The sequence below is a fragment of the Microbacterium aurantiacum genome (genome assembly GCF_002872075.1).
In the GTDB taxonomy this organism is placed as follows: Bacteria; Actinomycetota; Actinomycetes; order Actinomycetales; family Microbacteriaceae; genus Microbacterium; species Microbacterium aurantiacum_A.
In genome coordinates this window covers 548,508-563,697 of record NZ_PGGU01000016.1, presented here as the reverse complement: position 1 = coordinate 563,697, position 15,190 = coordinate 548,508, and the positions used below count along the sequence as shown (strand labels likewise).

Genomic DNA, 15,190 nt, shown 5'->3' with positions numbered 1-15,190 from the left:
TCATGATCCGATTCGAAGACGTCGAGGTCGCTTTCGGCGACCATCACGCGGTCTCGCATCTGAATCTGGAGATCCAGGAGGGTGAGTTCTTCACCCTCCTGGGTCCCTCCGGATGCGGCAAGACCACGGCCCTCCGCGCGCTCGCCGGTTTCGTCGAGCCCACCGGCGGCCGCATCCACATCGCCGGTCGCGACGTCACGCGCGTGCCCAGCGAGAAGCGCGACGTGGGGATGGTCTTCCAGAACTACGCACTGTTCCCCAGCATGAACGTGCGCGAGAACATCGCCTTCGGCCTCACCGTGCAGAAGGGTGCGCAGAGGGTGTCGAAGGCCGAGCAGACGAAGCGCGTCGATGAGATCGCCGACCGCACCGGCCTGGCCAGTAGCCAGCTCGACAAGAACGTGTCGGAGCTGTCGGGCGGCCAGCAGCAGCGCGTGGCCATCGCCCGCGCGCTCGTGCTGACTCCCCGCATCCTGCTGCTCGACGAGCCGCTGTCGAACCTCGACGCGAAGCTGCGCGTGCAGCTGCGCGAGCAGCTCAAGGAGCTGCAGCACGATGTCGGCGTGACCACGGTCTACGTGACGCACGACCAGGAGGAGGCACTGACGCTCAGCGACCGGATCGCGGTGCTCGATGCCGGGCGCCTGCAGCAGGTCGGTACCCCCGAGGAGATCTACGACCGCAGCGCGACGGCGTTCGTGTGCCGCTTCATCGGCGAGAGCAATCGGCTCACCCCCGCGGTGCTCAAGCGCCTGGGCGGGGTGGATCAGAACGCGGAGAGCTATGTGCGCCCGGAGAAGCTGCACCTCGTGGCCGCGAGCGAGGCGAGTTCGGCGGCGGCGTCGCTGAGCGGATCGGTCGTCGACCGCACGTACCACGGCAGCCACAGCGTGTACACGGTGGCCGTCGAAGACGCGACGCTGCACGTGAGCGTTCCGGCCGGCGCGAGCGCACACCGGTGGGATGCCGGTGACACCGTGCGCGTCGAGGTCGATCCGCGCTGGATCCTGCAGTACCCGGCGGCCTGAGATGACCATGAGCACCCCGGTTCCCCCGACCTCCGCCGGCCTGCCCGGCGAGGCCGGCGCGCTGACCGGCACGGCGTCGGCCCCGGAGGGCCGGCGACCGAAGAGGGGCAAGCCCGGCAGCATCCGCTCGATGCTCCGCTCGCCGATGGCCTGGGTGACCGGCATCGCCGTGATCTGGTTCGCGGCCGCGTTCCTGGTGCTGCCGAACGCGGCACTGCTCGGCACGACCTTCTTCCCGGAGGGGCAGTTCAGCATCCGCGCTGTCGAGAAGCTGCTGGGCAGCGAGCGCGCGATGAAGACGCTCGGCAACAGCTTCCTGCTGGCGATCACGCTGTCGGTGACCGTCAACGTGGTGGGGGTGTTCATCGTGCTGGTGACGCAGTACTTTCGCATCCGTGGCGCGAAGCTGCTGTGGCTCGGGTACGCGACCACTCTCATCTACGGCGGCATCGTGCTCGCCGCCGGCTACAACTTCATCTACGGCCGGTTCGGGTTCTTCACGAACATGATGGTCAAGTGGTGGCCCGACATGGACCGCGACTGGTTCTCCGGATTCTTCGCCGTCGCGTTCGTGATGACCTTCGCGACGACGACCAACCACATGCTGTTCCTGTCGTCGTCGCTCGGCAAGGTCGACTACGCGTCGATCGAGGCGGCGAAGCTCATGGGGGCGTCGTCGTGGACGATCCTGCGCCGCATCGTGCTGCCGGTGATGAAGCCGATGCTGTTCGCCGTGACCGTGCTGACGTTCCTCATCGGCCTCGGTGCGCTGACCGCGCCGCTCGTGCTCGGCGGGCCCGACTTCCAGACGGTCGCGCCGCTCATCATCGACCTGTCGCGCAGCCCGATCACCCGCGACATCGCCGCTCTGCTGGCGATCGTGCTGGGGCTGGCGACGATCATCCTGCTGGCGATCATGAACCGCGCCGAGAAGTCGGGCGTGTACTTCTCGGTCGCGAAGGTGGCGACGCCGATCCAGAAGCAGGCGATCCGCAATCCGCTCGCGAACGTCGTCGTGCACGTGATCGCGTATGCGCTGTGGGTGATCTACCTGATCCCGGTGGTGCTGATCGTGATCTTCTCGTTCGTGGATGCGCGCAGCATCCTCGCGGGAACGATCACACTGGACAGCTTCACGCTCGACAACTACGTGACCGTGTTCAGCAGTGCGGCGGCGATCCGTCCGTTCATCGTGAGCGTCGTGTACAGCGCGCTCGCCTCGGTGATCGTGGTGGGCGGGCTGCTGTTCGTGGCGCGGGTGCTGCAGAAGCACCGCAACGTGCTGACGACGGCGATCGAGTACGTGCTGCACATCCCGTGGATTCTCCCGATCGTGCTCATCGCGCTCGCGCTGGTGGTGACGTTCGACCAGCCGCAGGCGATCGTGGGCAACATCGTGCTGACCGGAACGCCGGTGCTGTTGCTGATCGCCTACATCTGCGTGAAGATTCCGTTCACGCTGCGGCTGTTGAAGGCGGCGTTCGCGTCGGTGCCGGATTCGCTGGAAGATGCCTCGCGCATTCTCGGCGCAGGTTCCCTGACGGCGTTCCGACGGGTGCTCATCCCGCTGGTGCTGCCGACGGCGGCAGCGATCACGGCGCTGAACTTCAACAGCCTGCTCGACGACTACGACGCGGCGATCTTCCTGTACCACCCGCTGTATCAGCCGCTGGGTGTGGCGATCCAGGAGAGCACGCGCGGCGAGAACAACCTCGACGCGATGCCGATCACGTTCGTCTACACGGTGCTGCTGATGGTGATCATGGGTGCCACGATGTATCTCGTGTACGGACGCGGCTCGGGTTCTTCCCGTGCACGATCGCGTCGTCGACAGCGGAGGGCTTCATGACTTCTTCGGATGCCGGCACACCGGCCCTGCGTGTGACCATCAGCGATGTCGCGGCTGCCGCCGGTGTCTCCCGGGCGACCGCGACGCGGGCGCTGAAGGGTGAGGGGCGGTTCGCTCCCGACACGCAGCAGCGCATCATCGAGGCCGCGGAGCGGCTCGGGTACGTGCGCAACACGATGGCGGCCGAGCTCGCTGCCGGGCGCACCGGCACGGTCGGGCTGATGCTGCGCGACGCGAGCAACCCTGCGTACGGTCTGCTGTTCTCGCGTCTGCAGGATGAGGCGCATCGCCGCGGGCTCGATCTGGTGACCGTGACGATCGGTGCGGACGAGCAGGGCATCAAGCAGGTGAACGCGCTGCACCGGCTGCTCGGGATGCGGGTGGCCGGCCTCATCGTGGCGACCGGAGGCATCATGGCGGCGCAGCTCGAGCCGTTCGCCGACCAGGTGCCGATCGTGCGCGCAGGGCGGGTGGAGCCGTCCGGGCGCATCCACTCCGCGCACTACGACGATCCGGCGCACGGGCGCCTGCTGGCCTCGCACGTGCTGTCGCTCGGACACCGGAACGTGGTGGTGCTGACCGGTGACCCCGAGGCGTCATACCCCGAGCATCTGCGCGGCATGGCGATGCGCGAGACGCTCATCAACGGGGGAGCGTCGGTGACGATGATCTCTGCCGGGGCGCGCCCCGATGAAGGAGTGTCCGAAGCGCTGAGCGCCGTGCGCCCTGGGGGCACCGCAATCATGTGCGCGTCGGATTACCGTCAGCTCGCCGTGATGCGGGCTGCGAAGGCCGGAGGGCTCGACGTGCCCGGTGACGTGAGCGTCACCGGGTGCGACGGCATTCTGCCCGGCGCCGATCTGCTGGGACTGACCACGGTGCGCATTCCGGTGGAAGAGGTCGCCGCGGCTGCCGTGGAGACCATGCAGAAGCTGTTGACCTCCGACTCCGCCGACATCGTGCGACGGCCCTTCACCGGGACGTTGGTGCCCGGGACCACGGCCGCAGCCGTCTGACCCTGTTCTCGTCTCGACCCGGAAGTGCAATGATCCTCACCGAACACCCCCGTCCGTCGCACACGTTCGTGCAAATCTCGGATACGCACCTGCCCGGGGAGCGGTCGCCGCTATATGGGAGTGGGGCGGATGCTGATTCGAACCTGGAGTTGATGTTGTCGCGGCTGGTGTCGTCGGGGCTGAAGCCGGATGCGCTGCTGATGACCGGGGATCTGACGGACCGGGGGGATGCGTCGGCGTATCGGCGGTTGCGGGAGCTGGTGGCGCCGGCCGCCTTGGAGCTTGGTTGTGAGGTGGTCTGGGTAGCGGGAAACCACGACGACCGGGCGGCGATGCGGGCGGAGTTGCTGGGTGGGGCCGGCGCGGACCCGATCACCTCGGTGCGATGGTTCGGTGATCTGCGTGTGATCGTGCTGGACTCGTCCGTTCCCGGCGCGCATTGGGGCGAGATCGATGAGGCGCAACTGACGTGGCTCGAGGCAGAGCTGTCGACGGCCACGCCGGCGGGGTCGCTACTGCTCATCCACCACCCGCCGCTGCCGACGGTGCTCGATCTGGCGGTGACGGTGGAGCTGCGGGATCAGGCGCGGCTCGCTGATGTGCTTCGCGGGACGGATGTGCGCTCGATCTTGTCGGGGCACGTGCATCATCCGTCTTTCGGGACGTTCGCGGGGATTCCGGTGGCGGTGGCGTCGTCGAGTGCGTACGGGCAGGACCTGGCGCAGCCCGTCGGTGCGACACGGGGGCAGGATGCTGCGCAGGGGTACAACCTCGTGCACGTGTATGCGGAGACGATCGTGCATTCGGTGGTGTCGTTGGAGCGCGGGGCGGACGTTGGGGAGGCCGTGCCGGCGGAGGAGGCGGGGCGGCGGATCGTGGGGAGTGGGATTGGGTGGCTTGGTGAGGCGATAGGCCGCCAGGCGTAGATCCCAGTGAGATCGCGAACCCGCCGACTTCCCTTTCGCGAAGTTGACTACCCTCGACAGCTCCCGCGGAGAAACCCGGGCGGTCACTCGAGGAGCACGACTGCCAAAGCGACGACCAATCCTTGGTTATCAACAGGGCAAGACATCGTCGCTCATCAGGCGTCCACGGAGCGCTAGCGTGAGTCATTGGACCGTCGGGTTAGTAGCGCCAGACCCGGGATTGTCCGTTGCTCCGCTTGGCTCGCAGACACAGAGGCGCCTTGCAATGAGCCGATGCTGAGGGCATCCAGCCAGTCAGAAATCTGTGAGAACAGAAGGATTGCGAGTGTTACAGTTATTGCAGATAGGGGAATCTCGTGATCAAGACTCTTGAGAATAACCGTGTTGAGACTGATGAAATCCAGCGCTTGCTGACTGCCGTCAAAGAGCTACCCGCAACGAGTCAACTTCGCGGAATCGTCGCGGATCTGCTTGATGCGCTCAACCGCGGCGCAGACATAGCCGTCGTTGAACAAGACAAAGAGTTGTCACCAAATGAAGTCGCCAGCCTGTTGCAGGTGAGCCACCCGCATGTCTTGAAGCTCATCCGCTCGGGGTTGCTTTTCGCGCGCCGCAACGGATCGCATCACCGGGTCTCGTACGAAGACTTCATCGACTATGTGGAGCGCCGCGACCGAGCAGCACGCGACGTCGCCGATGCAGTTCAGCGGGCCAGCAAGCGCCCAGGGCCGGAGATCACAGACGAGGACCTGAAAGCACTCAACGAGTTCTAGCGTTCAGCTCTCGGATGCGGTCCAGGAGATCTTGCGCGACCGGTTCGACACTCTCGCACGTTCCGCAGATAGGAAGGTCAGCGTTCTCGCCTTCACTGACAACGTAGGCGTGGCCACAAAGAGCGACGACTGCTCCTCCGTCGACGAAGGATCGGATCTTGTCGTCCTTCGCAAGGTAGTGACGATGGGTCGGGGCCGGCGGGGAAAGATCGACCCGCCCTCCTGTTGACTCAACCTCAGCGAGAAGCGCAGCAAGGTGCGCGTGAGTCAACATCACCGACAGGACCAACGTCCCGTCGGTGCGGTAATCCTGAGAGCGCAGATTCTTGTCCGGTTGCAAGAACACAACTGCAGCGTTGATGAGCTGGTCACGGACGTACGCGTTGCCTGAGCTCAAACTGATCGCGACATCCAAAGAGCTGGTCGTGGTGTTCGCGTGCGCCGGTGACGCAGCAGGCTCGTCATGTTCGACGGACAGCGTGTAATCCAGACTCCGTGGGTCCTCCTCCTCCCAGTACTCCGGCGAAGTCAGCTTCACCGGCTCACCCGTGGTGAGGAGTGCGCCGAGACCCTCGAGCATCTGGTGGAGAAGCGCGAAAAGGAACTCCCGCTTCGCGCGCTCAGCATCGTCCCGCTCCCGGATCCTGTAGTCCAGGGGGCTCGGCTCCCAAACGCTCCGGTCGACCTTTCCGCTCGTAATCGTTCGACGCAACGCCACTGGAGCGCTGTCATGGAACTCGTCATGAGTGTCGGCATAGACCAGCCACGGGTCACCGTGCTCATCAAGGGCTACGGCGCCCCGCCATGCAGCGCCGACCCGATCACGCACCTCGTAAATGGCGGCGCGATGAGTCTTCGTTGACGCTTTGTGGCGGTCGGGCATCCCGCCGTCCCGGAATCGAGTTTCCGCATCGTCGAGGAGCGGATGTGTGAGACCGGACAGCGATACCAACTCGAGGAGGGCTTTCGCCTGATCCTTCGTCGCCGCCGCGGCCTGGGCGACGATGTCCACCACCGTGGGGTCGTTGAAGTCTGCGCGATTCAAATGGCGCAGTACTCGCAACGTGGGGCGGACAGGTCTCATACCCACGATTCTACTTTCGGCGCCGGACACATGCCGGGGTTGAGCCCGAACGTGCCCGTCAAAGGCTAGCCACAACGTGCTGACGCGTAGTGAGACGGTGCTGGGACTATCAGGGCGCGCTTCCAGAAGCGCCTGCCAAGACCACTCGTCCCTAACGCAAGGCACCGCTTTTGGAGGGATCATTCGCGACCCAGACCACGCCATCCACCCCAACTAGAGTTGCTCGTATGATCACCGGAGAGTTGAAGAGCAAGATCGACCGCGTCTGGGACGCATTCTGGTCCGGTGGCATCAGCAACCCGCTCGAGGTCATCGAACAGGTCACCTACCTGCTGTTCATCCGGCGCCTCGACGACATCCAGATCCTCGCGGAGAAGAAGGCGCGCGTTACCGGCGGCGAGGTAGAGAGCCCAGTGTTCCTGCCCGGACAGTCGGCGCTGCGATGGAGCCACTTCAAGAACACGTCTCCCGAAGTGATGTTCAAAATCATCGCCGACGAGGTCTTCCCGTTCCTTCGAAGCATGGGCGACGGCACCACTTACAGCGAACATATGAAGGACGCTCGCTTCACCATCCCCACGCCAGCCCTGCTGTCGAAGGTCGTGGACATGCTCGACGGTATCCCGATGGCAGACCGCGATACCAACGGCGACCTGTACGAGTACCTGCTCTCGAAGATCGCGTCTGCCGGCGTGAACGGCCAGTTCCGCACTCCGCGCCACGTCATCGACCTCATGGTGAAGATGACCGCCCCTCAACCGAGCGACGAGATATGTGACCCTGCTTGCGGGACCGGCGGATTCCTTGTCTCCGCCAGCGAGTACGTCCGCGAGGCCCACTCGGCTGCGCTGCTGGACGCCACGCAGCGGCAGCACTTCCACCACTCGATGTTCCACGGCTACGACTTCGACTCAACGATGCTCCGCATCGGCAGCATGAACATGCTCATGCACGGCATCGACTCCCCCGATATCCGCTACCGCGACTCGCTCTCCGAAGGCGCAGCGACGGATGCTGAGAAGTACACGCTCATCCTCGCGAACCCGCCTTTCGCCGGATCGCTCGACTACGAGTCCACCGCGAAAGACCTGCAGCGCACGGTCAAGACGAAAAGACCGAGCTGCTGTTCCTGGCACTGTTCCTGAAGCTTCTCAAGCCCGGCGGACGCGCGGCCGTCATCGTTCCTGACGGCGTGCTCTTCGGATCGAGCAATGCACACAAGGCACTTCGCAAGTTGCTCGTGGAAGAGCAGAAGCTGGATGCTGTCATCAAGCTTCCTTCGGGAGTCTTCCGCCCGTACGCCGGCGTCTCGACCGCGATCCTCTTCTTCACGAAGACCAACTCCGGAGGCACGGATAACGTCTGGTTCTACGACGTGCGCGCCGACGGCTTCTCGCTCGACGACAAGCGCAGCCCGGTCGATGCGAACGACCTGGCCGACGTGCTGGCGCGGTGGCAGAAGAGGGATGCCGAAAAGGAGCGAGCGCGCACCGAGCAATCGTTCCTCGTGCCAAAAGCCGACATCGTCGCGCAGAGCTACGACCTGTCGCTGAACCGCTACAAGGAGGTTGTGCACGACGAGGTGGAGCACCGCGACCCGCTTGACATCATCGCTGAAATCGAGGCCCTCGAAGACGAGATCGCCGCTGACCTCGCCGAACTGAAGGCGATGCTCGCATGAAGACCGTCCAATTAGGAGACGTCGCGATCATCGATCGAAAAGGAGTTGACCCGGAATCGGTCCCGCCTGACACGATCTACCTCGGCCTCGAGCACATTGAGCGAGGTGGGCGCATCATTGGCCACTCGACCGTCGGCAGCGCGCAGCTTGCGAGTACGAAGTTCCGATTCACCCCCGAGCACGTCCTCTTTGGGAAGCTCCGTCCGAATCTCGGCAAGGTCAGCCGACCTACCTTCGCCGGGATCTGCAGCACGGACATCCTTCCGCTCCGTCCCAGCGAGGCCCTCGACCGCGGTTACCTCGCCCACTATCTAGCTCAACCAAGCATGGTCGAGTTCGCAGCCTCGCGGACATCGGGCGCAAACTTGCCACGACTGAGTCCCCCTGTGTTGGCAAGCTTCCCGTTGCCGCTTCCGCCGCTCCCCGAGCAGCGACGGATCGCCGCAATCCTTGACCAGGCCGACGCGATCCGCGCGAAGCGGCGCCAGGTCCTCACCCACCTCGACTCACTGACTCAGGCGATCTTCCGCGATATGTTCGGTGACCTTGCTACCAGCGCGTGGGACAGGGTGCCTTTCGGGGAACTGGTGTCGCGCGTAGAGAACGGCACCAGCCCGACTTGTGAGTCTCGCCCCGCGAACGAGAACGAGTGGGGTGTGCTCAAGCTTGGCGCCGTCACCTACGGCACATTCAGGGCTAATGAGAACAAAGCATTCCTTGGCGACATTCGTGGGATGGCTGTGAACGAGGTGCGGCCAGGGGACGTTCTCATGACTCGGAAGAACACCCGCGAACTGGTCGGCGCGGTTGCCCTTGTTGACGACGTTCGCCCGCGCCTCTTGATGCCGGACCTCATCTTCCGCCTGCACCTGGATCGCGATCAGCTCGATAGGCAGTATTTTCAGGCGTTGATGATGAATCCGCAGAAGCGCCCGTCCGTGCGCGACCTTTCCAGCGGTTCCGCATCGAGCATGCCGAATATCTCGAAGGCGCGTCTCGCGTCCCTGCAGATCGAGGTGCCGCCGCTCGCCCACCAGCGTACTTTCGCCTCCAAAATCGATCGTGTGAACGCGCAGCGAGCCCACGTCACCCGCGCCCTCGCCGCCGACGACGAACTCTTCGCGTCCCTCCAGTCCCGCGCGTTCCGAGGAGAGCTTTGACCGATGTCCGTTGAGATGAGGATGTGGCGTATCGACGGCCAGGAACCCAAGCCGCTCACGCCTGCCGCCCTGCCCACAGAGAACGAGTTGCACCAGTTCCTCAAGAAGGACCCGTCGCTCCTCGGCGTCCCTCTGCTGATCATCGGCAGCGAAGTTGTGACTCCGTACGGGAAGCGCATAGACCTACTGGCGATCGACGCCGACGGCAACCTTCACGTGCTGGAACTCAAGCGCGATCGCACACCCCGCGAGGTCGTCGCGCAGGTGCTCGATTACGGCTCGTGGGTGGCGACACTGTCACGCGATGACGTTATCGAGATCGCCCAGAAGTTCCTCGGCCAGCCGTTCGAGTCGGCATACGAAGAGGTCTTCGGCTCAGCGCCACCCGATGAACTCAACGGTGAGCTGCAGCTCACCGTCGTCGCGTCGTCATTGGACGCCAGTTCGGAGCGCATCGTCAACTACCTGCGCGGCTTCGGCGTGCCGATCAACGCGGTGTTCTTCACATACATCGAGGATGAGAATCGGCGGTACCTGGCGCGATCGTGGCTCGCCGCATCCGTCGACGCTCCGTCGGCCAAGACGAAGTCAACCTCGAAGCGGGCACCCTGGAATGGCGTCGACTGGTACGTGTCGTTCGGGGGCGACCGACCGTGGGAGGACGCAAAGCGGTTCGGCTTCGTCTCGGCCGGAGGGGGCAAGTTCTACTCGCAGACCATCCGGTCGCTGCCCGTTGGTGCCCGCATCTGGGTGAACGTTCCCGGAACCGGCTTCGTCGGTGTCGGCAAGGTGCTCGCACCGGCACAGCGCTTCGAAAACGCCCGCGTGCGTACTGGCGATGAACTCGTAGCGCTTGCATCGCAACCGCTGACCGGGAAGTACAAGCATCACAGCGCCGTCGCCGATGACGATGCCGAATGGGTCGTTCCCGTCGAGTGGATCAAGACGGTTCCCGAGGCCGATGCCTACTGGCAGAAGGGGATGTTCGCGAGCCAGCACAGTGCGTGCAAGCTCCGCCAGGAGTTCACGCTGGAGCGACTCGCCCAGCACTTCGGAATCGACGAGAGCGAGTAGGCCAGCAGCATGGGCAACTTCGACTTCGTCCGGGAGACGCTGCCGCATGTGCACGGAGACTGTGCTCGTGCGGAGTCATACCTGATCTCCGACCCACGGTCGGCATGCTTCTACAGCCGCCGTGTCGTACAGCTGGTCGTTGACTATCTGTACGACGTGCTGTCACTGCGCGGCCCGTACCGCGACGATCTCTCCGCGAAGATCAACGACGCCGCGTTCAAATCGCGCGTGCCTGCGATGATCGCACAGAAGCTGAACGCGATCCGTCGTCTCTCGAACACGGCCGTGCACGACACCCGGCAGATCGGCCCGGACGTATCGCTCGCCATTCTGCGCGAGCTGTTCAGCATCGTCGTCTGGGTCTCGTACCACCACTCCGCACGCCCCGGCGTCGTCCCCCTGCAGGCACCGTTCGATCCGAAGCTTGCCTCATCAGCAGCACCCCTCTCGCGCGAGGACGTCGCCCGTCTCGCCGAGAAGTTCCGTCAGCAGGATGAGGCTCACGCCCGAGTGCTTGCGGAACGAGACGACCGACTCGCGGCGCATGAAGCGCAGATCGCGACGCTGAAGGCGCAGATCGCGGCAGCACAGGCGGCCGTCGCCCCCGACACTCGCAATTACGACGAAGCAGCCGCGCGAGATTTGTTCATTGACGTGCTGCTCCGTGAAGCAGGATGGCCGCTGACGGACGACCGCGATCGCGAGTTCGAGGTCACGGGAATGCCGGTTTCGGCCGGCTCAACCACCGGGTCTGGCCGCGGCTTCGTCGACTATGTGTTGTGGGGTTCGGATGGCCTGCCGCTGGCGGTCGTCGAGGCGAAGCGCACGTCGAAGTCTCCTGAGGTCGGACAGCAACAGGCGAAGCTATACGTCGACTGCCTCGAAAAGCAGTATGGCCGCCGCCCGGTGATCTTCTACACCAACGGCTACGTGCATCGGATCTGGGATGACGCGGGTGGCTACCCTCCCCGAGAGATCCAGGGCTTCTACACGCGCGACGAACTCGAGCTGCTCATTCAACGTCGCCACACCAAGCTGTCGCTGCCGCACCAACCGGTGAATACCGAGATTGCGGGCCGACCGTATCAGGTACGCGCGATCAAGGCGGTCGGCGACACCTTCGACCGCAAACAGCGCGAAGCGCTGCTGGTCATGGCCACGGGCTCCGGCAAGACGCGAACCACGATCGCACTCGTCGATCTGCTGCAGAAGGCGAACTGGGTCAAGCGAGTCCTGTTCCTCGCCGATCGCACCGCGCTGGTCAGGCAGGCAGCGAACGCGTTCAAGACCCATCTTCCCGGCTCGACAACCGTCAACCTTGTCAGCGAGAAGGTCGTCGACGGCCGCGTCTACGTCTCGACCTACCCCACGATGATGAATCTCATCAACGAGGTCGACGACAGCATCCGACGATTCGGTCCAGGTCATTTCGACCTCATCGTCATCGACGAGGCGCACCGCTCCATCTACGCGAAGTACGGCGCGATCTTCGACTACTTCGACGCCATGCTCGTCGGCCTCACTGCAACGCCGAAAGACGAGGTCGACCACAACACCTACCGCCTCTTCCACCTCGAAGACGGTGTACCCACCGACAACTACTCGCTCGACGAAGCAGTCGATGCCGGCTATCTCGTGCCACCGAAAGGCATGAGTGTCGGCACCCAGTTCCTGCGCTCCGGCATCCGCTATGACGACCTCACCGAGGACGAAAAGGATCAGTGGGATTCCCTTGACTGGGGAGAAGACGGTCCGCCCGACGAAGTCGGCGCGGAGGAGATCAACCGCTTCCTGTTCAACGAAGACACCGTCGACAAAGTGCTCGAAACCCTCATGGTTCACGGCTACAAGGTGGCCGGTGGCGACCGCCTCGGCAAGACGATCATCTTCGCGAAGAACCAGAAGCACGCCGAGTTCATCGAGAAGCGCCTCAACATTGCATACCCCGAGCTCGCCGGGCACTTTGCGCGAGTCATCACTCACGGCACGCCGTACGCTCAATCACTGATCGACGACTTCTCCATCGCCGACAAGGCACCCCACATCGCGATCAGCGTCGACATGCTCGACACCGGCATCGACGTGCCCGAAGTCGTGAACCTCGTGTTCTTCAAGATGGTGCGCTCTAAGTCAAAGTTCTGGCAGATGATCGGCCGTGGCACACGTCTGCGGCCCGACCTCTTCGGCCCCGGCGAGGACAAGAAGGACTTCCTCGTCTTCGACTTCTGCGGCAATCTCGAGTACTTCAGCCAGGACCTGCCCGGATCGCCCGGTCAACTGCAGAAATCGCTCTCGCAGCGCCTGTTCGAAGCGCGACTCGGACTCGTCGCAGCTCTCAGAGACACAGACCCCGAACTTCGCTCTACGAACACGTCCACGCTGCACAAGATCGTCGCAGGGATGAACCTCGACAACTTCGTTGTACGCCCCCATCGGAAGGCTGTCGAGGAATACTCGCAGGCGGACGCTTGGAAAGCCCTCGCTCCGGAGAGGCTTGAAGAGTTGGTGCGGTTGGCAGGTTTGCCGTCCGCTGTGCGAGATGACGACGAGGATGCCAAGCGTTTCGACCTGCTGATTCTCCGTCGCCAGCTCGCGCAGCTCGACGGTGACGTCTTGCTTGCCGAGCGGATCCGCGAGACCGTCCAGCAGATTGCCGCCGCCCTCCTCGGAAAGACGGCGATCCCGTCAGTCGCCGAGCATGCGATTCTCCTGGAGTCGGTGGCCGGCGACGAGTGGTGGATTGATGTGACCCTCCCGATGCTCGAGCTCGCGCGCCTGCGGATTAGGAGCCTCGTCCGCTTCATCGAGAAGACCCGACGCAGCCCGGTCTACACCGACTTCGAAGACATCCTCGGCGAAGGCGTCGAGATCGACTTGCCGCGGGCCACACCGGGCACCGACTTCGAGCGATTCCGCTCCAAGGCAGAGGCCTACCTTCGCCAGCACCTCGACAAGCTCGCGCTCCAGCGACTTCGACGCAACAGACAACTCACCCCGGACGATCTCACAGAGCTGGAAGGCATGCTTGTGGCAGCGGGCGCTGGCCCAGTCGACCTCGTGTGGGCAAACGATCGCGCGGGCGGCCTCGGGATCTTCATCCGGGGGCTGGTGGGGCTTGATCGGTCCGCCGCCACCGAGGCCTTCGAGACGTACCTCGACGAGACCAAGTTCACCGTGGTCCAGATTCGATTCGTGAATCTGATCGTCGACGAGCTCACGAAAAATGGTGTCATGGACCCCGGTCGCCTCTTCGAGCCCCCGTACACTGACCAGGCGCCGACCGGACCCGACCTCATCTTCCCCGATGCGGACGTCGACCTCATTGTCGAAACCCTGCGCGGCATCAACAGGACGGCTGTTCCATCACAGGTCGCATAGGACCCCAGCGTCACGTCGAAGAGGGATCCCCGGCAGGCAAAGTAGCGAAACGGTCTAGCAATCAACGACGAACGGCGCTGCTAATTAGGTAGGACTCGGGGCGCCCTCGTCACCTGCTTCCACACCGGGAGTGCCATGCAAGATCCGCAGTGCCTCGAACGCCCTGGCACGACAATCGCAAGGAACGTAGTCGCGTCCTTCACGTAGCGTAACCGGGGCCGTTCGCGCGGCGAACGACTTTGGCCACGTTCTTTGAACAATCTGGCGAGTCCACACCCAGTGCCACCAGCTGGGCTTGGAGACCCACTGTCCGGTAGCCCATATCGAAAGAGAACTCTGAACTCGGCGCACCCGTCGCCTATATGCTTCGTCGGCTCTGCTAAACAAACGTTGCGCGGTCTCATACGACCTTTGGAGCGCCGCGTTTCCATCATCGCGTGTGTTGGCAGTCTCGCCTGTCTCCGTGTCAGTCAACCAGCCGTTCGTCCACACAAAACGCTTCTCAAGGTAGTGACGCCATTGATGTAGGACTCTCGCCTCTGGCTGGAGCCGAAAATGCCATTGCATCAACCACTCACGAGCCCAGGCGCTCCGACGCGGCTGGAGCATCATGAGGTCAGTTGACTCCTCCACCGCACTGTTGATCGTATGCATGTCGTAATGGTGCGCAACGCCGCTGTGGGGAGGCACTAGGCGGAAGAACGGCGGTTGGGGACCGTCAGATGAGAACTTCTCGTCCCCGACACCGAATACCGTCTGGAGCTTTTCCTTGACCCATACCTGCCGCGCTTGCAGGGCTCTATCATTGCGGCCGAATGTCCGCTGCATAATCGGCCCGGCGATGGCACCAAACACACCGGACAACATGCCGATGAGGATAAGCGTCCAGAGTGGCACCGCGGCGTCATCCGGACTCCCACCTGCGGCCGTCGCGAGAGCGTGAAACATAGCCAGAGCCTAAGGCAGAGAAGAGGCTCGCCGCTCGGGGATCAATGCACATCGGCACAGGACCTCCAGCAACACGAACGAGCCGACGCCGGCCGACAGGGGCTTCATCGCAAACCGGGATGTCTCGGTACGAAACGAAGAGCGCGCAGGCGGTGGCTGAGTGACGAGACAGGAATACCTCTATGATCACCGGCTTCGGCGGACTCGGTCGGCGCCCCCGCTGCCTCCGCGTCGGCGATCCGGCGGATGCACTCCAGATGCACCGGCACGCGT

At 63.8% G+C, this 15,190-nt stretch carries 11 protein-coding genes; 10 read left to right on the top strand and 1 reads right to left on the bottom strand.

Annotated elements, in window-relative coordinates; translation table 11 throughout:
* Positions 1 to 2 precede the first annotated feature (2 nt).
* The 5 genes from CUR96_RS13445 to CUR96_RS13425 all read left to right on the top strand — a co-directional run bounded on the left by CUR96_RS13445 (position 3) and on the right by CUR96_RS13425 (position 5,592).
* Positions 3 to 1,028: an ABC transporter ATP-binding protein gene (locus CUR96_RS13445; RefSeq protein WP_102193786.1), complete on the top strand. Its 1,026-nt coding sequence runs from the start codon at positions 3 to 5 to the stop codon at positions 1,026 to 1,028.
* A gap of 1 nt (position 1,029) precedes the next feature.
* Positions 1,030 to 2,877 (top strand): ABC transporter permease, encoded by a 1,848-nt coding sequence (locus tag CUR96_RS13440; protein WP_348639580.1) that lies wholly within the window; start codon positions 1,030 to 1,032, stop codon positions 2,875 to 2,877.
* Positions 2,874 to 3,893, top strand: a complete 1,020-nt coding sequence (locus CUR96_RS13435; protein WP_102193785.1) for a LacI family DNA-binding transcriptional regulator — start codon at positions 2,874 to 2,876, stop codon at positions 3,891 to 3,893. Before CUR96_RS13440 ends, CUR96_RS13435 begins: the two co-directional genes overlap by 4 nt.
* Positions 3,894 to 3,922: 29 nt before the next feature.
* The gene (locus CUR96_RS13430) at positions 3,923 to 4,819 is read left to right on the top strand and encodes a metallophosphoesterase (RefSeq protein WP_180969034.1); all 897 of its coding nucleotides are present in this window, start codon (positions 3,923 to 3,925) and stop codon (positions 4,817 to 4,819) included.
* Between the two features lie 356 nt (positions 4,820 to 5,175).
* Positions 5,176 to 5,592 carry a helix-turn-helix domain-containing protein gene (locus CUR96_RS13425; RefSeq protein ID WP_102193784.1) on the top strand — a complete coding sequence of 139 codons (417 nt, stop codon included), beginning with the start codon at positions 5,176 to 5,178 and terminating at the stop codon, positions 5,590 to 5,592.
* Here CUR96_RS13425 and CUR96_RS13420 read toward each other — a convergent pair.
* Entirely contained in the window at positions 5,579 to 6,676 is a 1,098-nt protein-coding gene (locus CUR96_RS13420; protein WP_219721991.1) for a DUF3039 domain-containing protein, read from the bottom strand. The genes CUR96_RS13425 and CUR96_RS13420 overlap by 14 nt on opposite strands.
* Before the next feature lie 227 nt (positions 6,677 to 6,903).
* Between CUR96_RS13420 and CUR96_RS18860 the strand changes: the two genes are divergently transcribed.
* The 5 genes from CUR96_RS18860 to CUR96_RS13400 are packed head-to-tail and all read left to right on the top strand — an operon-like array spanning position 6,904 to position 13,969.
* Positions 6,904 to 7,821, top strand: coding sequence for a type I restriction-modification system subunit M (locus tag CUR96_RS18860; protein ID WP_281255058.1), 918 nt, complete (start codon positions 6,904 to 6,906; stop codon positions 7,819 to 7,821).
* The gene (locus CUR96_RS18855; protein ID WP_348639582.1) at positions 7,734 to 8,357 is read left to right on the top strand and encodes an N-6 DNA methylase; all 624 of its coding nucleotides are present in this window, start codon (positions 7,734 to 7,736) and stop codon (positions 8,355 to 8,357) included. Before CUR96_RS18860 ends, CUR96_RS18855 begins: the two co-directional genes overlap by 88 nt.
* A complete protein-coding gene (locus tag CUR96_RS13410; RefSeq protein ID WP_102193782.1) occupies positions 8,354 to 9,517 on the top strand; it encodes a restriction endonuclease subunit S in 1,164 nt (387 codons plus the stop codon). Before CUR96_RS18855 ends, CUR96_RS13410 begins: the two co-directional genes overlap by 4 nt.
* 3 nt (positions 9,518 to 9,520) lie before the next feature.
* Entirely contained in the window at positions 9,521 to 10,591 is a 1,071-nt protein-coding gene (locus tag CUR96_RS13405) for a hypothetical protein (RefSeq protein ID WP_102193781.1), read from the top strand.
* Positions 10,592 to 10,600: 9 nt separating this feature from the next.
* Positions 10,601 to 13,969: a DEAD/DEAH box helicase family protein gene (locus CUR96_RS13400; protein WP_102193780.1), complete on the top strand. Its 3,369-nt coding sequence runs from the start codon at positions 10,601 to 10,603 to the stop codon at positions 13,967 to 13,969.
* The last annotated feature ends 1,221 nt before the right edge of the window (positions 13,970 to 15,190 follow it).